Source organism: Enterococcus sp. C46 (assembly GCF_040887565.1).
Lineage (GTDB): Bacteria > Bacillota > Bacilli > Lactobacillales > Enterococcaceae > Enterococcus_B > Enterococcus_B lactis.
In genome coordinates this window covers 1-23,552 of sequence record NZ_JBFOGA010000014.1, presented here as the reverse complement: position 1 = coordinate 23,552, position 23,552 = coordinate 1, and the positions used below count along the sequence as shown (strand labels likewise).

Here is a 23,552-nt window from a genome sequence, read left to right as displayed (position 1 = left end):
AGAAAAGGCCTATTATGTTAAAATGTTGCAGTCAAAAGAACATAGGGTTGCAATGGTAGGTAATGGGATAAACGATGCACTTGCCCTCGCTCAAGCGGATATAGGTTTTGTGATGGGTTCTGGTACTGATATAGCGATGGAATCTGCGGATATAATATTGATGAACGACGATCTGCAATTGCTACTGTTAGCTGTTGACTTAAGCAAAAAAACAATTTGGAATATAAAGTCAAATTTGTTCTGGGCATTTGCTTATAACATGTTAAGTGTTCCAATAGCGATGGGTGTTTTGAACATTTTCGGTGGGCCTTTATTAAGCCCAATAATTGCAGGAGCTGCTATGAGTTTTAGCTCGATATCAGTGCTTTTAAATTCACTTCGCTTAAAAAAATTCAAAGTCAAATAGGAAAGGTGATTGTCTCATGACTGAATATTTACAGACCTTATTTATTAGTGGAATGGCTTGTTTAGGATGCACCGGAGAAATTAAGTATGCATTAGAAAAGAATCCCTCAATTTCTGTTAAGAAAGTGAATCTTGAAGAAGGATTGGTAACTATTGCAGCAAAGACAGATTTATCAATTAGCGTTATTAATCAATTGTTGGAAAATACGAAGTATAAGGCTTTATAAGTTTGGTAAATCATCACATTAAATATGGGAATTCTTACGGCAAGAAAGTTTCTCCATATTCTACTTTTTTCAAATCGGGATGTAGAGAAAAAACAGTCTTTTAAGATTTATGCATTGCTTTTTGTGCATAAATATATGTTGAATCCAATATAGGCGTCTTTTTTAGGAAAGAAGGAATTTTATGATGAAATATTTGCAAATAGTGGTTATTAACGGAATGAATTGCTCAGGGTGTACAACAAAAGTAAGAAATGCTTTGGAAGCAGAGCCAACAGTCAGTGTAAAAATAGTTGACTTGGCTAGAGGTACAGTTACTTTAGATGCTGATTCAAAATTAACATTAACATTCTTAAATCAACTACTAATGGATTTGAGTCAATATCTTGGACATATTTTAGTAGAGACTGCTAAGACATTTTCTCTGTTTCTAAATCTTCAAACTCCTGTGGAGTTAAGTAATGAATCGAACTATGGATTCGATTACGATTATAAAATCCTTCAATGTAGCTAAATAAAGATCGATTCGCTTCTTCGAAGTCTGAGTAAGTCGTCGTGTATACTTCTTCTTTTTTCAATGATGCATGGAAGGACTCAATTCCTGCATTATCATATGGTGTTCCTTTGCGACTATAGGAATGCCTTATTTTATTGTTTTCAAGCCAATTTTCCACTTCGATTGCTGTATATTGACTACCTAAATCAGTGTGTAGAATCATTCCTTCTGGGATGTGGTACCGTTGCTTTGCTTGATTGAATGTTTGTAACACACAATCGACAGTCATTCGTTTAGAAAATGTATAGCTAATAATCTTTTTCGTGTGTAAATCTATAATCGAAGATAAGTAACACCAACCATTTTTCTTAGTTGGAATGTAGGTGATATCAGCTACCCATTTTTCACAGATAGTTTTAGTAGAAAAGTCCTGATTTAAGATGTTCTCTTTTAAAACAACCGGCTGAACAGGCCGTTGAGGTCTGTATTTCTTAACCACAATTGACCTTAGATTTAATTGTTTCATCAGTTTTTGTACATGCTTAAGAGATACTGAAATTCCTTCTTTTAGCAACACTTGATGGATTTTTGTTGCACCATATCTCTGTTTATGATCAAAAAAGATCGTTGAAATCTTCTTTTTCAATTGGTTATTTCTGACTTCTGTAGCTGTTAACGATTTATTTTTATAAAAATAGTAGACGCTTCTAGGAATTTCTAATAACCGACACAACAAAGAAACAGTGTACTCCTTACACCATTTTTCAATGAATCGAACAAGTGACTTTAGGTCTTTCGAGAGAATATGGCTGCGGCTTTTTTTAATATTTCAAGTTCCTCTTTCAAACGAGCATTTTCTTTTCTCAAATCAGCCGCTTCTTTTCCGGTCATTCCTGTGGACTGATTTGGTAAATATAAATTTTTCCATTTGTAAATCGTTGCTTCAGATAAGCCATATTCTTTCGCCAATCCTCGAACAGAACGTCCAGTTTGATTCAGCTCAACAATCATCTGTTTGAAATTTTCTTCGTATCGGGTCATAAAATCCATCCTCTCGTAGATAAGTTTAATTTATTTCTGTCTCTACGAAAAGTTGTCTAAGATTTGATACTAACACCATAAAAAATACAAAGTATACTGTAACTAGGGATATATCTATATAAATATATGTGGGGGGATCGACACGAAATCTCCACATATTTTTTTTATGGTAAATACATAATAGATATGGGAGATGATGGGTTGAAGAATAATAAATATATTTGGTTAGCAGCAACAACAATATCAATATTGACCCTAGGCGGTATTTTCATATTGATTCAACAGCAGAACAAGGAGGAGCATGCTGAAGTTGTCTTTCAAGAAGAACAACGACAAATCTCAAGTAGAATGTCCAATATGATGGGGGATAATCAAGAAGCTGATTTGAAGGTAGTACACCAAACGGAGAGACAACTATTGATTCCCCCTGTTCTTGAACCATCTTCAAAAAGCAAAGAAAATGTGATATATGATATAGTTGCTCAAAACGGAGAAGTTCAAATAATGGATGGAGAAAAAACTGAAACATTAGGCTATAACGGGGATTTTTTAGGACCAGTTATTAGACTGAAAAAAGGTCAAAAAGTTACTATCAATACAAACAATAATCTTGATGCTAGCACATCTTTTCATTGGCACGGTTTGAAAGTAGCTTCTGATGCAGATGGAGGTCCACATCAGATTATAGAAGCAGGACAGAAAAAAAGTGTAACATTCGAGGTTGATCAAGAAGCTTCTACACTCTGGTTTCATCCCCATCCGGAAGGAGAAACAGCATCTCAAGTTTATAAGGGTTTAGCAGGTTTGATGTATATTGATGATGGCAACTCAAAATTATTAGATTTACCTTCCAAATATGGTGTCGACGACATTCCCTTGATTGTGCAAGATAAATCTTTCAGTTCTACTAATCAAATTAACTATGAAAATGATTTTAACTCTGATGGAACAAAAGGGGAGACGTTGCTTGCTAATGGCACAATCAATCCATACGTTGAGATAAAAAGCCGATGGATGAGGTATAGAATTGTTAATGGATCCAATGCAAGAAACTTCACTTTTAATTTGGATAATGACGAATCATTCTACCAAATTGCTACAGATGGTGGTTTTCTGAATACTTCTGTTAAACTTAGTAAACTACTTTTAGCGCCCGGGGAAAGGGCAGAAATATTAGTGGATACTCAGAATTATAAAAAAGGTAAGGTGATTCATTTACTAGCAAATAATTTGGTTGCCTTGACAATGAGAATTGAGAATACGATAGAAAACAAAGAGTTTACTCCCTCTGATAGTCTAAATACTATTAGTACTTTAGATGAAAAGAAATTGGAAGATTTAGCAAGACAAAGTATTAATTTAAGAGGAATGTCTCACATGGTAAACATCAACAATAAGCAATTTGATATGGAAAGAATAGATTTATATAAAAAATTAGGTACTCAAGAGATTTGGGAAGTTAACAATATTAGTAGTATGATGGGAGGCATGATTCATCCGTTCCATATCCATGGTGTTCAGTTTCAAATTTTATCTAGAGATGGAAATCAGCCCGCACTAAACGAGCAAGGATGGAAAGATACTGTGCTGGTAAATCCGGATGAAACAGTAGAACTTCTTGTGAAATTCGACCGTGAAGGTATTTTCATGTATCATTGTCATATATTAGAACATGAAGAGTATGGAATGATGGGACAAATGGAAATTAAATAGAAAATAATTTAAGAAGGATGATTGTCTATGAAAATTCTTATTGTGGACGATGAAGAAAAAATATTAGAAATTATTGATGCCTATCTAGTTGCTAATCATTATTCAGTTTATAAAGCAATAAGTGGCGCAATGGCATTGGAAAAGTTCGAGAAAAATAATCCTGATTTAGTTGTGTTAGATTTAATGCTTCCGGATACTGATGGATTGACTGTGTGTAGAAAAATCAGAGAAGTATCAAATGTACCAATTATAATGTTAACAGCTAAGTCTGATGAGGATGATATTCTTACTGGTCTCAAGTTAGGTGCCGATGACTATATGATTAAACCATTTAGTCCCAAAGAATTAGTTGCGAGAATACAAACTGTATTGCGCAGAACTGAGACCTTATCAAATCCTAATAAGCTTTCTTCAAGTAATGGGGAATTGATAGTATATCCTGAAAGTCGCCAAGTTTATCTACATCAAGTGGAATTAAACCTCACAACAACTGAATTTGATATTCTACACGCCCTAATATCCACACCTAATAAAGTCTTTTCTCGTAGTGATTTGATAGAGAAAGTTAAGGGAATAGAATTTGATGGACTAGATAGGAGCATCGATTCTCATATAAAAAACTTAAGACATAAAATTGAGAATGATGCTAAATCACCTATGTATATTTTGACAGTCCATGGTACAGGATATAGATTTGGTGGCCACTAATGAGAAAAAGAACGATAAAAACTCAATTAGTTCTTTCCTTTTTAGCAATCGCAACATTAATAATAGGATCGATTAGTTTAGTCGCATTAAGTTTGACGAACAATCATTTTAGTAAATACGTAGAAGAGCGACAAGAAGATTTGTTGAATCAGTATGTATATACAATTGATTTATTGTGGTTAAATAGTGGAGAAACATGGAACAGCGAGGAACTTGCAGCACTTTCTGAGAAAGCATTAGAAAATAATATTTATTTTTCTATAGAAGACGAACAAGGCAACATGGTTTGGGAACTTAAAGGAAAAAATTTGAAGTCAGCACAGGACAAACTGAAAAAAAATGCCTTGAAAGTTTCTGAGAAAAAAAGTGTGAAACTAGACGAAACAATAGAAGCGAAAAAGAAGTTAATTAATGATGGAAACGAGTTTGGAAAAGTAACGTTTTATTATTTCGGACCTTTTGCTTATACTGAGCACGATGCCTTGTTTATCTCCAGTATGAAACAAAGTTTAATGTATGTTGCTATTGCAGCTCTTCTTGTATCATTTATACTTGCTTCGTGGATCTCTGCTAGATTAGGATTACCACTAAAGCATGTAAGCGACTTTACACATAAATTAACCCGTGGGGAATATGCTGATAAAATCCCACAAGAAACTTCAATTATTGAAATTAATTCCTTGATTGATTCCCTAAATGATTTAAGTAATCAGTTGGAGAAACAGCATGGACTTCGAAAAAGATTAACTACTGATATTTCACATGAATTAAGAACTCCATTAGCTACCCTTAAAGGCAATGTGGAAGGAATGATTGACGGAGTCTGGAAAATAACTCCCGAGCGCCTACAATCTTGTTATGATGAAATAGATCGTCTAACTCGTTTAATTGGAAATATAGAAGTAATCAACAAAATTGAAGCAAAATATGATCATTTAAATAAAACTGAGTTTAACATATATAAGTTGATTGAATCCGTTATTGAAAATTTCGCCAGCAAAATTGAGTCAAAAAACCTTCATGTTGAAATCCAAGGGGATAACATCAATATATCTGCAGATAAAGATAAAATGAACCAAGTTGTTATCAATCTTTTGAATAATGCTATTAAATTTACGCAAAAGGAGGGAACCATTAAGTTTTCTATAAGTAAAAATAAAGACCATGTTCTTTTAATTGTTGAAGACAACGGCATCGGTATAGAAAAAGATCAGCAACTTCATATTTTTGATAGATTTTATATGGCTGACCCCTCCAGAAGTAGAGCTTTAGGGGGGCAAGGTATCGGATTAGCTATTGTAAAGAGCGTTATTGAAGCGCATAAAGGTAGTATAACTGTAAAAAGTAAATTAGGTCTAGGAACTAAATTTGTTATAAAGTTACCATTTCAATAAAGGAGGAGAGTTATTTGTTTCAAAAACAGATAAAAATTGCTAAACTAGTATGTGAATGTTGGGCAAAAAAAATATTTTTTCAACTGATTTCGATAGATAGTGTCGAAAAAGTTCATTTAGATATCTTATCAAATTCTGTAGTAATCTTTTCTAAGAAGGACTTATCAATAGCTACAATTAAAAAAGAAGTTTTTGGATTACAAATTTATGAGATGACCTAAATGTGATTAATTAAAGGAGGATGAAGACAGTGAAAAAGATGACAAAATTAGTATTTGCAAGTCTTGGAATTATTGTATTTTTAGGAGCGTGTAGCAATCAAAGTGAATCGAATAATTCTAAAAGCACAAACGAGGAATCGACTTCTACAGCGTCTAGTGAAATGAATAGTATGGAGGGAATGAATCACGAAGGTATGGTTCCTTCTTCAATGAAAGATGCTGCGAACCCTAAATTCCCGGTGGGAAGTAATGTTATACTGCTAGGCGATCATATGGAAGGGATGAAAGGTGCAAATGCTCAAGTTGTAGGGGCCTTTGATACTACAATGTATGAAGTAAGCTATGAGCCAAAAACTGGGGGACCAATGGTTAACAATCATCGATGGGTAGTACAAGAAGAGTTAAAAGATACTGAGACTGTAGCAAATGAGGGCGATACTGTTATCTTGAATGCCGATCACATGGATGGGATGATGGGAGCTGAAGCAAAAGTAGATAAATCTATTACAGGAACTGTTTACGTTGTTAATTACACTCCAACCGATGGTCAAGAAGAAGTTAAGAATCATATGTGGGTAACTGAAGATGAGATGGAATATGACGAAAATAATGAGTAATTTTATATACTAAACCAATAAGCTGGTACATGGCCTGTAAATTTTGGTTTTATTTCGCACTAACTTCAAGCGCTATGTTGCACTAATAGAACAAAAAAAGACTATTTCGCTAAATGAAATAGTCCTTTTTATTACTTATTTTACTCCAATGACTAAACTATCTCGTGCAGCTTCCACTACTTCTGTCGTGATAGTTTCAAGGTTATTGATTTCTAATATTCTTTCGATTTGGGTGAAAAGTCTTTGGATAAGTCGAAAGTTTCCACTGGTAATTTTAATAATACTAGTGACAGCTTCATAATTAGCAAAATCTTCCAGTTGGACAGATAATCCTAACTCTTCCCATTTGTATTCCAGAATATGGTGGATCTCGTCTTTACTCAATCTGTCAAATTCATGGGCAAAACCTATTCTCGAGTAGAGTTGAGGATAACGAGCCAATCGCTTTTCTATACCCGGCATTCCAATAAAGATCATAGCCACATCTTTTTGGTCATAAATATCTCTTAATTGTTCTAAATGCTGTACTTTTAATCGATCTATTTCATCAATAATAATGAGATCAATTTCTTCATACACATTCGTTGAGTATTTTTCTTCTGCTCCTAACTGAAGAACTCTATACATACTTTTAACCATACCCATTTTACCACCGATCATATCGATTTCATTCGTCATTTTAGTCGCCCGTATGGCTGGAGCGGTGTAAAATATTGTTTTCGCTTCAAGGATTTTTTCATCTGCATTCATTCCGATTTCTTCCGATTTTTTGTAATCAATTTGTTTTTCGACCCAATTCCAATTTGAATATTGCTTAGCGGATAAAGTTTTCCCAACTCCGGGTAATCCATAACAAATTCCGATATATTTGTATTTGATACATGCCTGACAAAATTCTACAAAGCGTTTATATTCTTTTGTTTCAATAAAATAGGGTGTTTTATTCATTGTAATACCTCTTAATTTTTGACTTCTTAGAATCTTTTTTGTTTACAGGATTATCTAACTCTTTCTGCTTAGATGAAATAAGTTCTTCCGCAATATTATTTCCAGAATGGAGCTGATTTTCAAGGTTTTTCCGTGCTTTATTACGTGCCGCAACAATCTCTTTTAAATCGACTTCGTAATCAGAAATTTCAGGAGAAATTGCCGTACATAAATATTGGTCTTTGTAAAATACACGAATCTCAGCAATATCTCTTGGATCATATCGAATGATAACAGTTTCACCTACATAAGCTGCTAAATTGGTGTCAATATATCTTAAACCTTGGAAGTGAATTCCATCAGAATGAACTTTTCTTGGCTTTCCAACATTTAATAACAATAAATCTAAACTTTCTAGACTATCTGGTTGATGAGGAAGAAATCCTGAATTATTCCACATCTTTATAGGTTCCTGTTTTGTAGTGCCATGCACTCTATGGTGATAGTCATATATAATAAAATGCGCTAATTTCTCATCAAGCTCTTTTATCGTAAGAAGATTTAAAGTATTTTGATTCCCAATGTAACCTGGTAAATCTTGCAAAAATAATTGATTAATTGTTAAAAAGAAACGTTCTATTTTCCCCCGTCCTCTTGGCATACCTACCGTAGAAAAAATAAGATTGATTTTTAAATCAATTGCGACTTGCTCCAAATGATTTGAAGTGAAATCACTTCCGTGATCGGTATAGAAAGTTTCAGGTATACCACATATTTGCCAATCAGAGTTGCTTTTTTTCCATATTGCTTGGTGTAAAACTAAAGAAGTTTGAATAGCAGAAGGAGCTTGAAAACTAAGGAAATACCCTGCAACTGCTCGGCTATAATCATCTAAAATAATTGTTAACCATGGCCTCTCAGGCTTTCCTTTTTCGTTTAAAACAAGGATATCCAAGGGAGTGTGGTCAGCCTGCCATATTTCATTGGGATAATAAGACTCACGACGATAAACCAAATCATAATTATTTTGATATTCTTTTTTTCCTTTATGAGCAAGTTCCTTTAATTGTGGCGACAGATTTTTAGCAATCGCATATACTTGATTGTAACTAGGCGGGGCCCAATTTTTCTTTTTACAAATTTTACAGACTTTCCGATGAATAGAAGTTAAGGTGTTTTTTTTGTTTTCAAATATAAGCTTTTTAATTTCTTCTTGTACATTTTCTTCTACTTTAAAGCTTCCTGAATCCGAGCGCTTTCTTCGGATCAATCCTTTCAACCCTGATTGTTGATATTGATTTACCCAATGGTATAAAGTTCTTTTTGGAACCCCTGATTCTTCAGCAATATTACTCAAACTTTCTTCATGCTTAAGATAAGGGGCAATCACTTGATATTTATCCATCGCATTTTGTCGTAGTTCTTCTGAATATGAAGTTAATGGAGGAAGTTCTTGGTTCATGAGAACACCTCTTTCCCACGATTAAATAAAATTAATCGTCAATTTTTATTTATCCAAGTAACGATAAAGCGTTGACTTGCTGATTCCTGTCATCTCAACAATTTCTTTCACACTATATTCCTCACTTTTGTACAATTTTATTGCTCGTTCAATATCTCGTTGGTTCACAGGAGGACGCCCGCCTTTTCGCCCTCTAGCTCGAGCACTTTTTAAACCTTCTTTTGTGCGTTCAACAATCAAATCTCGTTCAAATTGACTAAATGCTTGAAACACAGTCATCATAAGTCGCCCTTGGGGAGTGACCGTATCAAAATTCTCTTTTAAGCTGATCAACTTTACATTATGTTCTTCAAAGTAATTTACAAGATCAATTAAATCTTTTGTGCTGCGCCCCAAACGAGAGAAGCTTTCCACGATAACTGTATCATCTGGACGCAATTTATCTTTCAGCCGATTTAATTGCGGACGGTTAGCTTTGGTTCCCGTCATTTTTTCGGTCAGTATTTCGTTGCAGTTATGTTCATTGAGCAAATCCAACTGACGAGACAATTCTTGTGATCGTGTACTTACCCTTGCATACCCATATATATACCCACTCATAATCCTCTTCCTTCTCTATTTTGATTTTCTCAATTGTATCATAAAGGGTGGGTAAAGATACGTAGATAAAGAGCAAAGTTTTGGCACTAAAAAACCCTTCTTCTAGTCTATAAAAGTTGTTATTTAAAATCGTCCCATAATCGATTGTTTTTGATACTAACTGATTTATAAAAATATGCCTCTAAAGTTTCCAAAACTTCAGAGGCATATGAAAACGAGAATTAGTTAATATTTGAAACAGGTTATTAATTTTTGATAGGCTTAGAATTAGACCTTAACAATCGAAGCCCATTCAGAATAACAACCAATGTACTTCCTTCATGAATAATGACACTGATTGCAATATCCGTTAAGCCTAAGAAACTAACGACAACTAAAAAGGCAACAACGGCCATTGAAAAAATAACATTCTGCCAAATGACACGATTCATTTTCGTAGATATATTATGAGATTGTACCAATTTGGATAAATCGTTTTGCATTAAAACTAAATCCGATACCTCTACTGCCACATCGGTCCCATCTCCCATAGCGATTCCCACATCTGCGTTTACGAGAGCGGGGGCATCATTCACTCCGTCTCCAACCATGGTAACTACACCGTATTTTTCTTTTTGTTCGTCTATAATTCTGGATTTGTCTTCCGGCATGACATTCGCAATCACTTCATCTATTCCTAATTGTTTAGCGACTGCTTTACCCGTCATTTCTGAGTCACCAGTAATTAATGTGGTGTGTATGCCTTGTTCTCTGAAATAATCAATGGTTTCTTTTGCATGCTCACTCGGAACATCCATGAGGGCAATAAGACCTATAACAGCCTCATCTACTGCTACGTATACGACCGTCTTACCTTCTGACGACCATTCATTATTTAAACGACTATATTCATCTGAAACATCGTCAAACGAAGTCGGTTTTCCTATACGATAATTTCTCCCTTTGTAATCTCCTGTCAATCCTTTGCCGATCTGGTTTTCTACTTCGATAGTTAGTTTATTTTTTTGCTCAAACTTTCTTAGAATAGCATCTGCTAAAGGGTGATTGGATTCTTTTTCAAGAGCTACTACGATATCAATCATGTTTTCTTCGTTCACGGAATCAGCAAAATAGTAATTGGTTACTTCAGGTTTTCCTTTAGTCAAGGTTCCTGTCTTGTCAAATGCAATGGCTTGAGTATCGGCTAATTGAGACAGGTAAGAACTACCTTTTGAAAGGACGCCTTTTTTGGCCAAGTTAGAAGTCGTCGATAAAGTTACCGATACAGTAGCCGCTGCTAAAGCACAGGGTGAAGCTGCCACTAAAAGGACCAATCCTCTATAGATACTTTGTGACCATGTCCAGTCTAGGAGAAAAGGAGCCAATAACATGAATAACGGAATGGCAATTAAAACAACTGTAACGTATTTCGGTTCAAATTTTTGGATTATACTCGTAGCTTTTGTTTGGTTGTCTTGGTTCTGGTTTACTAACTGTAAAATTTTTGAAAATACTGTATCTTTATTTTCTTTAGTGACTTCCATTGTGAAAGTACCTGTTCCATTGATTGTACTTCCGAAAACGTCGTCTCCTTTGGACTTCTCTTTTGGGATACTTTCTCCATTAATAGATGACTCATCAATGGACGTAGAGCCTGACAAAATGACGCCATCAATGGGGACTTGATCGCCATTCAATACTTGAAGTTGATCTCCCACTTTTAATTCACTGACGTCAACATTTTTTGTACTGCCATCAGGCTGGATTAACCGGGCAGTCGTTGGATTCATTTCGAGTAATTTCGTGATTTCTCGTTTACTTCTTCCTTCTGCATAATCTTCCAAAAAATGTGCACCAGAAAAAATAAGAATCAATAATGTACCTTCCCAAAAATTCCCCATTAAAGAAGCGCCAATGGCCGCTAATCCCATCAAAATGTGAGAGTTGGGCATGAACTTTTTTTGAACTTTGGAGTTCTCGATTGTTTCTCCAAGGCCTTCAAGAATAATGACATGATATCCTGCACTGATTGTAGCGATTGAGAATAAAATATTTCGCATTAACTGATAATCTTCATTCAAAAATAAAGCGATCACCGCTAAGGCTAAACCAATAAAGTATAAAACGATTGGCATTTTTCCGTGTTCACGGTCGTGGTTGTGATTATGTTTTTCTTGAGATTGTTGTTCTTCGATAGTTTCCATTTTTATCACCTTCCTATATAATTCCTTTGATTTCCATTCATTTACTTATTAAATCACACAAATTCCCACTAAAAGAAGAGAAGTATTCATGTAATTTCCATTGTCTCTGACTCCTTTCAGTTGTCCCATATGTAAATCGGAATCTTTACGTTTTAAATATGAATAACAAATCATATGTTTACAAAATCATATTAACTCACTGTATGAGTTTTGTCAAGACAAGATGCTTCTTATTCAAATGGACTACTATTGCTGATACAAAAGTCTTAATTTTGTCTATAAACAAAAAACTAGCATCGTTTTACTCATGTGATATTATATATATGAATGGAAAATCATGTGAGAGGAATAAGAGCATATGGATACATCAACAACTTCGCCAATCAATAAAGAGAAGATCCAATCAATAAGCAAAGAATTCAAAGTGATTAGTGACCCTACACGCTTGTCAATTCTCTTTCTTTTACAGAAAGAAGAGCTCAGTGTTGGAAACATTGTGCTTGCATTGGATATGGAACAGTCCGCGATTTCACACCAACTAAAAATATTGAATGATTCACGTTTAGTGAAGGCAAGAAGAGAAGGGAAAAGCATGGTTTACAGTCTTGATGATCTTCATGTTTTCAGTATTCTCGAACAAGTCTTAACTCATATCAAAGAACAAGAACAATAAAAGCTAATAAGGTATAAAACTAAATGGAGGTTTTTAAAATTTCAAAGTCAGAGAAACAAGAAAATCACTCGCACCAAAATCAACCGAATAAGAATATTAAAATTGCTTTTTTCACCAACTTTATTTTTTCCATGATTGAATTTTTCTTTGGGTCTCTTTTCAATAGTGTGTCAATTATGTCCGACGCCGTTCATGATTTAGGAGATTCCATTTCTATTGGATTCGCTTGGTTTTTCCAGGGGTACTCAGAAAAGCAGCAAGATGAACAGTTCACTTTTGGTTATAACCGCTTTTCATTATTAGGGGCGTTGATAACTGGAGTAGTACTGATCGGCGGCTCATTTTTTATGATTTACCGAAGTATCCCACGTTTGATTGATCCGCAACCGGTTAATTACAGTGGCATGTTTTGGCTTTCACTCGTGGCTATTGGATTGAATGGATATGCGGCTTGGATTCTAAGCAAAGGGTCATCTAAAAACGAAGGCATGTTGAACCTGCATATGCTAGAAGATGTATTAGGGTGGATTGGGGTCTTGGTTGTGAGTATCGTAATGAACTTTACCGAGGCTTATCGATTGGATCCAATCTTATCGATTTTGATAGCACTCTATATCCTCTATAAAACTGTACCTGAATTTTTAAGCACAATGAAAATTTTATTGAACGGTTCGCCGGAAAATGTAAACGTAGAGAACCTGGCGAGCTCCATTAACAATATTCCTGCTGTAAAGGCCCTCTCTCATTTTCACATTTGGTCACTGGACGGAGAAGAAAATGCCCTTATCGTTACGGTTCTTATAGATTCTTCCGATATAAACAAGGCTAGGGAAATCAAAGAAGAAATTGCAGAGCTTGCCCATACATCGGGTGTAAAGAATCATATCACAATAGAAATAACTACAAGTAAAGACGAACTGGAAAAAGGGTATGCTTATGGCAGTTAAAGTATTTATATATTGAAAAAAGGACTATTTTAAATCGAGTAGGAGACTAGTCAATTAATGGCTAGTCTCCTACTCGATTTATTAGTGCAAAGCACCCCTTAAATTTAATGCAAAATAAAATTACAATTTACAACATGGCCTTCGTATTCTCAACATGAGGAATATGAGCTCTTTGTTAATAAGGACTGATGAGTTGTGCAAAATGGTTCTGTTGCAAAGTTTTCCAAAAAATCTATTTTAGTGTAAAATTGAGAAAAAAGACAGAGAGGACAGAGTAATGAATCATTTTAAAGGCAAACAATTCAAAAAAGACGTCATTATTGTCGCTGTTGGTTACTACCTGCGTTACAATCTAAGCTATCGTGAAGTTCAGGAATTGTTATATGATCGTGGAATAAATGTTTGTCATACTACGATTTATCGTTGGGTACAAGAGTACAGCAAAGTCCTCTATTATCTTTGGAAGAAGAAAAATAGACAATCCTTCTATTCATGGAAAATGGACGAAACCTATATCAAAATTAGGGGACGTTGGCATTATCTTTATCGTGCAATTGATGCGGACGGCTTAACCTTAGATATCTGGTTACGAAAGAAACGGGATACGCAAGCAGCCTATGCTTTCTTAAAACGACTCCATAAACAGTTTGGTGAGCCGAAAGCAATTGTGACCGATAAAGCACCTTCTCTTGGCTCCGCCTTTAGAAAGTTACAGAGTGTGGGTTTATATACTAAGACAGAGCACCGAACTGTGAAGTATCTTAACAATTTAATAGAACAAGACCATCGACCTATTAAACGACGAAATAAATTTTATCAAAGTCTCCGTACAGCCTCTTCCACGATTAAGGGCATGGAGACCATTCGAGGAATATATAAAAAGAACCGAAGAAATAGAACGCTCTTCGGCTTTTCGGTGTCTACTGAAATCAAGGTATTAATGGAAATAACAGCCTAAGATATTTGGAGTTCAGAGAGGGCGCGTTTGATTTTCAAACTTCGCAACAGAACCAGAAAAAGAGCCGGTAAAAACAGAATCTAAAAAATGGTGGCAACTATGGAAATGAGGGGGATCAAATGAGTCATTCGGAACAAATGATTGAAAACCAGTTCATACAGATCTTAAGTGAGAAAGAAAATCAGTGGACTTATCGTCCGGACTTGAAGTCGGAAGAAGCACTTTGGCAAAACTTTAGAGGTCATTTGAACCGAATAAATTTAGCAGTATTGGAAGAGCAACTATTAACGGACAAAGAATTTAAGCAAGTCAAAGTCGAGTTTTCACGTTTGACCGGAACGCCTTTTTTAGCTTCTCAATGGCTTAGAGGAGAAAACGGGGTGGCTCAAGTTTTATTAGAGCGAGAAGATGGGAAAAAAGTGACTTTAGAAGCCTTTAGAAATAAGGATATCTCAGGAGGAACTTCTTCTTATGAGGTGGTTCACCAAGTGGTCCCAGATTCCTCTAGAGTAGATCGTGGAGATGTGAGTTTGCTGATTAATGGGCTCCCAATCATTCATATTGAGCTCAAAAAAGAGTCCGCTAAAGACGGTTTCATGCAAGCTTATTATCAAATTCAGCGTTATGCAGAAGATGGATTTTTTAAAGGGATTTACGCAACTACTCAAATCATGGTGATTTCAAATAAAGTCGATACCCGATACTTTGCAAGACCTAGTGAAGATACCGCTGAAGCCTATGCTCGGATGAAGAAGTTTTTATTTAATTGGCGGACTGAAGACAATCAAACGGTTTCCGATTTGTTTGATTTTACTCGTACAGTTTTGCGGATACCCGATGCCCATGAATTGATTAGCCAATATACCATTCTCGTCGATGATCAAAAAAATCAAAAATTCCTCATGGCTTTAAGACCTTACCAAATTCATGCTATTCGTAAGATTCGTCAAAAAGCGGCACAGCATGAAGGAGGATTCATTTGGCATGCGACAGGTTCAGGAAAGACCATTACCAGTTTTGTCGCAACGAAATTATTAGCACAAAATGCGATTGGTGTCGATCGTACGGTCATGGTTGTTGATAGAACAGACTTAGATGCTCAAACGCAGGATGAGTTTACGAAGTTTGCCTCGGAATACCATACCGGACAAACGACCGGAAATTCGGTAGCCAATACTTTGATTGTTGGGATCAAAAATCAAAAACAGTTGGCTCGAAACCTCCTATCATCAAAAAATAATAATACAATTTTAGTGACCACGATTCAAAAACTCTCTGCGGCTATGCGAAGCGCCCAACAAGAGAGTGAAGAAAAAGGCTCGAATCAATTTGAGAAGCTACGGCAAGAACATATTGTTTTTATTGTTGATGAGGCTCATCGTGCGGTTAGTGATGAGGAAATGAAGCGAATTAAGAAAATATTACCCAATTCAACCTGGTTTGGATTAACGGGGACGCCTATTTTTGAAGAAAATAAAAAGCAAGAAAATGGAACCTTTGCCAGAACGACGAGCCAGCAATACGGGCCACTCCTTCACTCCTATACAACCAAAAATGCCATGGATGATGGGGCTGTGTTAGGCTTTCAAGTCGAGTATCATTCACTGATTTCAGAAGAGGATCAAGAGGTGATTGTCACCCAACTCAATAAAGGAAAGTTGCCAGACGATGCCCTCCAACAAGAAAAATTATTGCCTACGGAACTTTATGAAACAGATGAACATATTCGTACCATGTTACAAAAAATCTTTAATCGGAGAAGCGTGGTCAAAAAGTTCAAGGTAAAGAATGGTTTTCCTACGATGTCAGCCATTCTTACCACTCACTCGATTGCCCAAGCCAAACATATTTACCGGATTTTAAAGGAAATGAAAGATAATGGGACACTCTTGAATGGGCGACAATTTGATGAACGTCATCAACTGGTTGATAAAGATTTCCCAAGAGTAGCTATTACCTTCTCAACTAATCCGGATCAATTAGAAAAAAATGAACAAGACGATGAATTAGTAGAGATCATGAAAGAGTATGCGGAACAGTTTGATGCTTCTCCTTATCGAGATGAGAAACTCTACAATCAAAATATTAATAAACGGTTGGCCCGTAAGGAAAAGCAGTATCAATCGGATGGTCAGTGGCTAGATTTTGTTATTGTTGTCGATCGTTTATTGACAGGCTTTGATTCTCCAACGATTCAAACCTTATATATTGATCGAGAAATGAACTATCAAAAGCTCCTTCAAGCGTTCTCAAGAACCAACCGTATTTATACAGGAAAAGATTCTGGGTTGATTGTCTCTTTTAGAAAGCCCTTCACCATGAAAGAAAATGTGCAAAACACGTTTCGTCTATTCTCAAATGAAAAGCAAAACTTTGATCAACTGATTCCAAAAGAATATGAAGAAGTCAAAAAAGAATTTATCGAATGTTCAACACTTTATAAACAAAGCGAAGCTGACCTATCGGATAATCCCAATGATCTTAAAACGATGATTGCGCAAGTAAGTGCTTATCAAAAGCTAGAAAAGAGTTATAAAGCGCTCCGAAGCTATGATCAATACGAAGAGGACTTTGAAGCATTTTCAGAAGTAGTGGAGCAGTTGCCACAATATCAAGGAAAAACGGAAAATATTAAAACAAAGATTAAAGAAATGATCGAGGATGAGGGACATCCTGAGGAAGACTTCGAGAAGCTTTTACAAGAGATTGCTTTTTCTTCGCAGCTCAATGCGACACATAAAGATGTCGTGGATAGTTTTTATATTAATCAACTTTTGAAAGCGATCCAATTAAACGAAGCAGGGGCCGTTGAAAAATTTGAAAAAGAAATCCAACAAAAGGATCCTCAAATCCAAAAGATGTATCACACCTTGAAAGATCAACTCGTCAATACTGCTGAAGAGATTGATGTAGCTCAATTAAAAGAGACATCGATTCAAAATGAAATTCAAAGACAACTTCAAAAAGAAGCTGAAGAATTTGGATTATCCTTCGACTTTTTACAGTCTGCAATGAATGAATATCAAGGCGATAAGAAAACAATCCCTTATTTAACCCATTTACTGGATTCGATGACTCTTAGTAAAGAAGAGTTCGAAGCCAAAACGGGTGAGAAATACAGAAGAAGAACAAAGGTTTTAGAAGAACGACTACAACAAAATTTTGAACATCTTCAAAAATGGAAGGAAGAATTATAATGGCGACAGGTTTAAATCAACAACTATGGGCTTCTGCGGATATCTTACGTGGGAAGATGGATGCAAGTGAGTACAAAAACTACTTACTGGGATTAATTTTCTATAAGTACTTGTCTGATGCGCAGCTTAGAGAAGTTTATGAACAAGAAAATGGAAAAACAGATACTTTCCCAGAACGTTCCACTCAGTATGCAGGCTTCATGGAATGGTACGAAGAAGACAAAGACGATTTAATCGAAAATATCCAACCCAAGCAAGGCTACTTTATCCAACCCGATCAATTGTTTTATCACTACCGCATCAAAGCTGATAACTATGAATTTAACTTGACCGACTTACAAGCAGGTTTTAATGAGTTGGAACGTCAAGGAGAAGAATTTAGTGGATTGTTTGCGGATATTGATTTAAACTCCACAAAATTAGGCTCAAATGCACAACAACGTAACGTGACGATTACTGAGGTCTTGCGTGCCTTAGATGAGATTGACTTATTTGAACACAATGGCGATGTGATTGGGGACGCTTATGAGTATTTAATCGGGATGTTTGCGGCAGGTGCAGGTAAAAAAGCAGGAGAGTTTTATACTCCTCAAGCTGTTTCACGCATCATGTCAGAAATTACGTCGATCGGACAAGAATCTCGAGCGCCTTTTCATATTTACGATCCTGCGATGGGATCAGGTTCTTTGATGCTTAATATCCGTCGCTATCTCATCAATCCAAATCAAGTCCATTATCATGGCCAAGAGCTAAATACGACGACCTTTAACTTGGCACGTATGAACTTAATTCTTCATGGGGTGGATAAAGAACGCATGAACCTGAATAACGGGGACACTTTAGACGCCGATTGGCCCTCAGAAGAGCCTTATCAGTTTGATTCTGTGGTCATGAACCCTCCTTACTCTGCGAAATGGTCAGCGGCAGATAAGTTTCTCTCTGATCCTCGTTTTGAGCGTTTTGGAAAATTAGCGCCTAAATCTAAAGCGGACTTTGCCTTTCTCCTTCACGGTTTTTACCATTTGAAAGAATCGGGAACAATGGGGATTGTCCTGCCTCATGGCGTGCTCTTTAGAGGAGCCGCAGAAGGAACCATTCGTCAGGCCCTTTTAGAAATGGGAGCCATTGATGCGGTTATTGGCTTGCCGGCCAATATCTTTTTTGGAACGAGTATTCCGACAACGATTATTATTTTGAAAAAAAACCGTTCTCGGCGTGATGTCTTGTTTATCGATGCTTCTCAAGATTTTGAAAAACAAAAAAATCAAAATGTCCTGTTGGATGAACATATTGATAAAATTGTTTCTACGTACAAAAAGCGAGAAGATATTGAAAGATACGCTCATGTTGCAAGTTTTGATGAGATCCAAGAAAATGACTTTAACTTAAATATCCCTCGTTATGTCGATACCTTTGAGGAAGAAGAACCGGTTGATTTGGTTGCAGTGAATACCAATCTCCTTAAGATCAATGAAGAATTAGTTCAACAAGATCAAACGCTCTTATCTTTGATTAACGATTTTTCAGAAAGTGAAGAGAATCAAGCCTTGATTGAATCGATGCGTCTTCTTTTGAGAGGTGGACATGATGAGTAAAAAGAGTCCACAATTAAGGTTTGAAGGTTTTACGGATAATTGGGAAGAGCGTAAGTTAGGAGATACAGAAACTCATTTTACAGATGGGAATTATGGAGAGTCATATCCATCTGCAAAAGATATGTCTGATAAAGCAAATGGAATCCCATTTTTAAGAGGTAGTGATTTTTCAAATGGATATTTGGATTCTTCTAATGCAAATTATATAAAACCAGAAAAGCATGCTGAATTGACTTCTGGTCATATTAAACAAGATGATATCGTTCTAGCTGTACGTGGTTCTTTAGGTACATTAGGTTATGCAACTAAAGAAAATGAGGGATGGAATATAAACTCTCAACTAGCTATTTTAAGAACAAATAAATCAGAGATTTCAGGAATGTTTTTAATACAATATTTATTAGGTAGTAAAGGTCAAAAAGAAATTTTTTCTAGAAATACAGGGACTGCTTTAAAACAGTTACCTATTAAGCAATTAAAAGATATTCCAGTTCCAGTCCCGACTTTATTAGAACAACAAAAAATTGGAAACTTCTTTAAAGAGTTAGACGGTACTATCGCTCTTCATCAACGTAAGTTGGATTTACTCAAGGAACAGAAAAAAGGCTACTTGCAAAAAATGTTCCCTAAAAATGGTGCCAAAGTTCCTGAATTGCGATTTGCGGGGTTTGCTGACGATTGGGAAGAGCGTAAGTTTGAAAGCCTGTTAGATAAAAATGAAGGCGTAAGAAGAGGACCATTTGGAAGTGCATTAAAAAAAGATTTATTTGTAAAAGAAAGTCCATATGTGGTGTATGAACAACAAAATGCTATCTATGACCATTATGAAACTAGATACAATATATCTAAAGAAAAATTCGAAGAATTACACAAATTTGAGTTAATAGCTGATGATTTTATTATGAGTGGTGCGGGTACGATAGGAAGAATATCAAAAGTTCCAAAAGGTATTAAAAAAGGGGTTTTTAATCAGGCTTTAATTAGGTTTAGAATAAATAAAGAACTTACTGATTCAGAATATTTTTTGCAATTTATTAGGGCAGACTTTATGCAAAGAAAATTTACAGGAGCAAATCCTGGATCGGCAATCACAAATTTAGTTCCTATGTCAGATGTAAAAAAATGGGAAATTAAAGTTCCGATAAAAGAAGAACAAAAAAAAATTGGTTCATTTTTCAAACAGTTAGACGAGACTATCGCTCTTCATCAACGTAAGTTAGATTTGTTGAAAGAGCAGAAAAAAGGATTCCTGCAAACAATGTTTGCAAAGTGATTATTAATTACAGAAGGGAGTGTAGGAATATTGAATAAGTCTATTTTCATTTCATATGCTTGGGAACAAGATGAGCCACTAGATAAGAAAGTTAAAAATTTTTCACAATGGTTAGCAATTTATTTGCAATCCTGGGGGTTTCGAGTCCATCTTGATGTTTTGGAAAACCACCCTGGAACTAAACTTGATGAATTCATGAAGAACGGTATTGATAGTTCTCACTTTGTTATTTGTATTTGTACGCAAACTTATTTAAAAAAAACAAGCGATTCAGCAACCGGCGTATATAACGAAATAGAATTAATAAAAAAACAAGCTAAAAGTCCATTTATAATTCCCATAATTGATATCGAATCATTTACTGATCTGCCCGATTTTTTTAATGGAAAGTATATCAGTCAATTAAAATTCGATACACCGTTTTCGCAGGAGAATAAAAAAGGACTATTTGAATTAATATCAACTATACGTGACGAACTATTTCTAAATATCAAGGTGGAAACAAAACCTGATGCTCAAGACAGAATTGAAAGGTATTATAATAGTGTTGAAAAAATAAAATTTTTGAATGATTCAGCCAATTTAATGAATTTCAAACCACAATCAGAAGGTCAAATCTCTTTTCAGTACCTACTTAATGGGGGAGATTTTAAATTAGGAATTGCACCAATGGACTTTATAACTAATTGGTCGGTTGCAGGGACTGATACAATTCACTCTTATAACAAAGTCAGTAGGATGATGAGAATTCATAACTTTGAAAATTTTGAAAAAATAACTAAGCCAGCAGATATTAACTTAGATAAATTAATTGCTATTAATTGGAGTGTATCATTGAAAGTAGGGGATGGTATTGTCTGGATAAATGATAAAAACTATTTAGCGATAGGTAAAATAATTCAAATTGACTTGGATTCAGAAGATATTTATAAAAGTATGGTAACACTTTCTTATAAAATTCTAAATCCAATTGATCTGACCGATGATTTCATCGAGCAATTAGCGATTATAAATTAAGATAATGGATTTATTATCGTTATGCTACTAAGTTTATTAAGGGTCTATAATTAGATAATAACCCCTCGAAAAGACTATTAAAATAACCCTAATTATCTATTGATTAGATAATGGGGGCTGTTTTTTTGTTAAGTGATATAATAAACCATAAAAGAAGTTTAGAAATACGGTCCTGGTCATAAATAAATAAACAATTTAATTAATTATTTATTTAATTTCAGAAAGGGTTCTGTTGCAAAGTTTGTTGAAAATGATAATAAGTGATTTTTTTAAAAGAAAAATAAAATAGAAAGAATAAAGAATAATATGAAATTTAAAGATTATACTTGGGATAAAGAGTTTGAAATAAAAGGGTATTTTTCAGAAATACCCGAAGATATTGTTAATGAGCATGATTCCTTAAGTGGTATTTTACATTATTCTCCTAGTGAAATTGTACTTGAATTATTCGGTGCGTTCGAAGTAGAGTCTGGAATATCTTTTGGATTTGGAAAGTATTTGGAGAAAATTTACGGATATTCAAGCGATGGAAAAATTATAATATTAAATACCTATGGAGAACCTACTGGAACATCCTCCTCCCCTGGATTTCCAATAACTAAATATCATGTAAAAAATTTCAAAATTTATAATGTATATTACAGTGCAATTGAAAATTTCAATTATAGTTCTGAATCTTTTAAGAATCTGTTTGATAAGTTAGAGAGTGAAAAATCTGTAGAATATAAGTTTAGTTTTGAACACATTGAAGAATGGGTAGATAAATCATTAGTGGATATAAAGCGAACGGCGGATCAAACTATTTTTGAAAGTGCAGTAAATAAATACCAATCGAAGAAAGTATTGATTAATGCTTTGGGAATCACTTTGGAAGATACAGCAATATTAAATACTTCATACACAACTCCATCTTTTAAAAGTGATTATTTTATTAAACTTAAATCAGAAAAATTAGAAGCAAGAAATTTTGACGAATTTTATAAAACCTCGGTAAAGTTTAAAGAGTTTATTGAGATTTTATCAAATATTCCATTGTCATTTACTGATATTGAGTTTTTAGTAGATTATAAAATAATAGAGGAAAAACGCTTATCTCTTATTAGAGGTAAGTATTTTGTTCAGCATGCCAGAAAATATAAAGCTTGGAATAAGTTTACCCATCAAGAGATTTCATTAAGGAAAATTGAGTCAAACTTTGACAATATACTAAATCATTGGTTTGATAAATCAGAGGAACTTGAATTTATAGTTAGGGAATTTTCAAAAAATCTTCATGGTGATTTATACTTAGAAGATCAACTTGTTGACGCAATACGAAATTTAGAAGTATATTCTAGAAACTTTATGAATTTTAAGAAATTTGAAAATTTATCAGATGGTGAGCAAAAGGCTAGAGAAGCTTTGCTTGATTTTATAAAAACATCAATTCTACAAGAATTTAGGAAAAAATTCGAAAATAAATTAAAATTTAAAGCAAAAAGACCTGTTCTTGCCGAGCGTTTGAAAAAACTATTTGACTCAATAGATGAATCAAATAAAGTTAAACTATTTTCGAAATACTCTGATAGAGAATTATTAATAAAAAAATTAGTTGAAACACGTAATTATCATACTCACGGAGATTCCAAACATAAATATCCATTAATGATTAGTGATTTTAATGAAATGTATGAAACAAAATTACTGTTGCAAGAAATATTAAGATTTTATATTTACAAAGAGTTAGATATGAAATATGTCTATGAAAATTCATAAATATGTTGGTTCTGTTGCAAAGTTTTCCAAAAAATCTATTTTAGTTTAAAATTGAGAAAAAAGACAGAGAGGACAGAGTAATGAATCATTTTAAAGGCAAACAATTCAAAAAAGACGTCATTATTGTCGCTGTTGGTTACTACCTA

The 23,552-nt window shown here is 34.6% G+C and carries 20 protein-coding genes and 2 pseudogenes; 17 read left to right on the top strand and 5 right to left on the bottom strand.

Annotation, left to right across the window (positions count from 1 at the left end; all coding sequences use genetic code 11):
• The 3 genes and pseudogenes from AB3I27_RS13365 to AB3I27_RS13355 all read left to right on the top strand — a co-directional run.
• The coding region (locus AB3I27_RS13365; RefSeq protein WP_154018181.1) for an HAD-IC family P-type ATPase at positions 1 to 406 on the top strand (406 nt) is incomplete at its 5' end.
• A gap of 16 nt (positions 407 to 422) precedes the next feature.
• A complete protein-coding gene (locus AB3I27_RS13360; protein WP_002316695.1) occupies positions 423 to 632 on the top strand; it encodes a heavy metal-associated domain-containing protein in 210 nt (69 codons plus the stop codon).
• Positions 633 to 813: 181 nt separating this feature from the next.
• Positions 814 to 996, top strand: a pseudogene (locus AB3I27_RS13355) (heavy-metal-associated domain-containing protein); the annotation flags it as partial.
• A 43-nt stretch (positions 997 to 1,039) separates the two neighbouring features.
• On the opposite strand, the gene AB3I27_RS13350 reads toward AB3I27_RS13355, so the two are convergent.
• Positions 1,040 to 2,166, bottom strand: a protein-coding gene (locus AB3I27_RS13350; RefSeq protein WP_368023018.1) for an IS3 family transposase whose coding sequence is annotated in 2 segments (ribosomal slippage) — positions 1,040 to 1,938 and positions 1,938 to 2,166 — 1,128 coding nt in all. Because the reading frame shifts where the segments join, the coding sequence is not laid out codon by codon here.
• Positions 2,167 to 2,292: 126 nt separating this feature from the next.
• Between AB3I27_RS13350 and AB3I27_RS13345 the strand changes: the two genes are divergently transcribed.
• From AB3I27_RS13345 to AB3I27_RS13325, 5 genes are read left to right on the top strand one after another with little or no spacing between them, the layout of a single operon-like run.
• Positions 2,293 to 3,879: a multicopper oxidase family protein gene (locus AB3I27_RS13345; RefSeq protein ID WP_002316692.1), complete on the top strand. Its 1,587-nt coding sequence runs from the start codon at positions 2,293 to 2,295 to the stop codon at positions 3,877 to 3,879.
• 27 nt (positions 3,880 to 3,906) lie between these two features.
• Positions 3,907 to 4,587, top strand: coding sequence for a response regulator transcription factor (locus AB3I27_RS13340; protein WP_002294790.1), 681 nt, complete (start codon positions 3,907 to 3,909; stop codon positions 4,585 to 4,587).
• The gene (locus AB3I27_RS13335) at positions 4,587 to 5,981 is read left to right on the top strand and encodes a cell wall metabolism sensor histidine kinase WalK (protein ID WP_002294791.1); all 1,395 of its coding nucleotides are present in this window, start codon (positions 4,587 to 4,589) and stop codon (positions 5,979 to 5,981) included. Before AB3I27_RS13340 ends, AB3I27_RS13335 begins: the two co-directional genes overlap by 1 nt.
• A 14-nt stretch (positions 5,982 to 5,995) precedes the next feature.
• On the top strand, positions 5,996 to 6,202 hold the full coding sequence (locus AB3I27_RS13330; protein WP_002307659.1) for a hypothetical protein: 207 nt from the start codon (positions 5,996 to 5,998) through the stop codon (positions 6,200 to 6,202).
• Positions 6,203 to 6,222: 20 nt separating this feature from the next.
• Positions 6,223 to 6,819 (top strand): YdhK family protein, encoded by a 597-nt coding sequence (locus AB3I27_RS13325; RefSeq protein WP_002316691.1) that lies wholly within the window; start codon positions 6,223 to 6,225, stop codon positions 6,817 to 6,819.
• Positions 6,820 to 6,954: 135 nt separating this feature from the next.
• Here the strand turns inward: AB3I27_RS13325 and AB3I27_RS13320 are convergent, their stop codons facing one another.
• The 4 genes from AB3I27_RS13320 to AB3I27_RS13305 all read right to left on the bottom strand — a co-directional run bounded on the left by AB3I27_RS13320 (position 6,955) and on the right by AB3I27_RS13305 (position 11,991).
• Positions 6,955 to 7,767 (bottom strand): AAA family ATPase, encoded by an 813-nt coding sequence (locus AB3I27_RS13320; RefSeq protein WP_002316690.1) that lies wholly within the window; start codon positions 7,765 to 7,767, stop codon positions 6,955 to 6,957.
• Entirely contained in the window at positions 7,760 to 9,208 is a 1,449-nt protein-coding gene (locus AB3I27_RS13315) for a Mu transposase C-terminal domain-containing protein (RefSeq protein ID WP_002316689.1), read from the bottom strand. Before AB3I27_RS13315 ends, AB3I27_RS13320 begins: the two co-directional genes overlap by 8 nt.
• A gap of 45 nt (positions 9,209 to 9,253) precedes the next feature.
• Complete coding sequence (locus AB3I27_RS13310) at positions 9,254 to 9,808, bottom strand: recombinase family protein (RefSeq protein ID WP_002316688.1); 555 nt, start codon at positions 9,806 to 9,808, stop codon at positions 9,254 to 9,256.
• A gap of 245 nt (positions 9,809 to 10,053) precedes the next feature.
• Positions 10,054 to 11,991 (bottom strand): heavy metal translocating P-type ATPase, encoded by a 1,938-nt coding sequence (locus tag AB3I27_RS13305; RefSeq protein WP_002316687.1) that lies wholly within the window; start codon positions 11,989 to 11,991, stop codon positions 10,054 to 10,056.
• A gap of 358 nt (positions 11,992 to 12,349) precedes the next feature.
• Here AB3I27_RS13305 and AB3I27_RS13300 point away from each other — a divergent pair, with 358 nt between their 5' ends.
• The 9 genes and pseudogenes from AB3I27_RS13300 to AB3I27_RS13260 all read left to right on the top strand — a co-directional run.
• Entirely contained in the window at positions 12,350 to 12,664 is a 315-nt protein-coding gene (locus tag AB3I27_RS13300; RefSeq protein ID WP_002316685.1) for a helix-turn-helix transcriptional regulator, read from the top strand.
• Between the two features lie 23 nt (positions 12,665 to 12,687).
• A complete protein-coding gene (locus tag AB3I27_RS13295) occupies positions 12,688 to 13,611 on the top strand; it encodes a cation diffusion facilitator family transporter (RefSeq protein ID WP_002316684.1) in 924 nt (307 codons plus the stop codon).
• Positions 13,612 to 13,888: 277 nt separating this feature from the next.
• Positions 13,889 to 14,569, top strand: a complete 681-nt coding sequence (locus tag AB3I27_RS13290; protein ID WP_368023017.1) for an IS6 family transposase — start codon at positions 13,889 to 13,891, stop codon at positions 14,567 to 14,569.
• Between the two features lie 119 nt (positions 14,570 to 14,688).
• Positions 14,689 to 17,766 carry a type I restriction endonuclease subunit R gene (locus AB3I27_RS13285; RefSeq protein ID WP_096541211.1) on the top strand — a complete coding sequence of 1,026 codons (3,078 nt, stop codon included), beginning with the start codon at positions 14,689 to 14,691 and terminating at the stop codon, positions 17,764 to 17,766.
• Positions 17,766 to 19,361, top strand: coding sequence for a type I restriction-modification system subunit M (locus AB3I27_RS13280; protein ID WP_096541208.1), 1,596 nt, complete (start codon positions 17,766 to 17,768; stop codon positions 19,359 to 19,361). Before AB3I27_RS13285 ends, AB3I27_RS13280 begins: the two co-directional genes overlap by 1 nt.
• Positions 19,354 to 20,634, top strand: coding sequence for a restriction endonuclease subunit S (locus tag AB3I27_RS13275; RefSeq protein ID WP_257007581.1), 1,281 nt, complete (start codon positions 19,354 to 19,356; stop codon positions 20,632 to 20,634). Before AB3I27_RS13280 ends, AB3I27_RS13275 begins: the two co-directional genes overlap by 8 nt.
• 27 nt (positions 20,635 to 20,661) lie before the next feature.
• Complete coding sequence (locus AB3I27_RS13270) at positions 20,662 to 21,651, top strand: toll/interleukin-1 receptor domain-containing protein (protein WP_368023019.1); 990 nt, start codon at positions 20,662 to 20,664, stop codon at positions 21,649 to 21,651.
• 306 nt (positions 21,652 to 21,957) lie between these two features.
• Positions 21,958 to 23,406, top strand: a complete 1,449-nt coding sequence (locus AB3I27_RS13265; protein WP_096541199.1) for a HEPN domain-containing protein — start codon at positions 21,958 to 21,960, stop codon at positions 23,404 to 23,406.
• 80 nt (positions 23,407 to 23,486) lie between these two features.
• Positions 23,487 to 23,552, top strand: a pseudogene (locus AB3I27_RS13260) (IS6 family transposase); the annotation flags it as partial.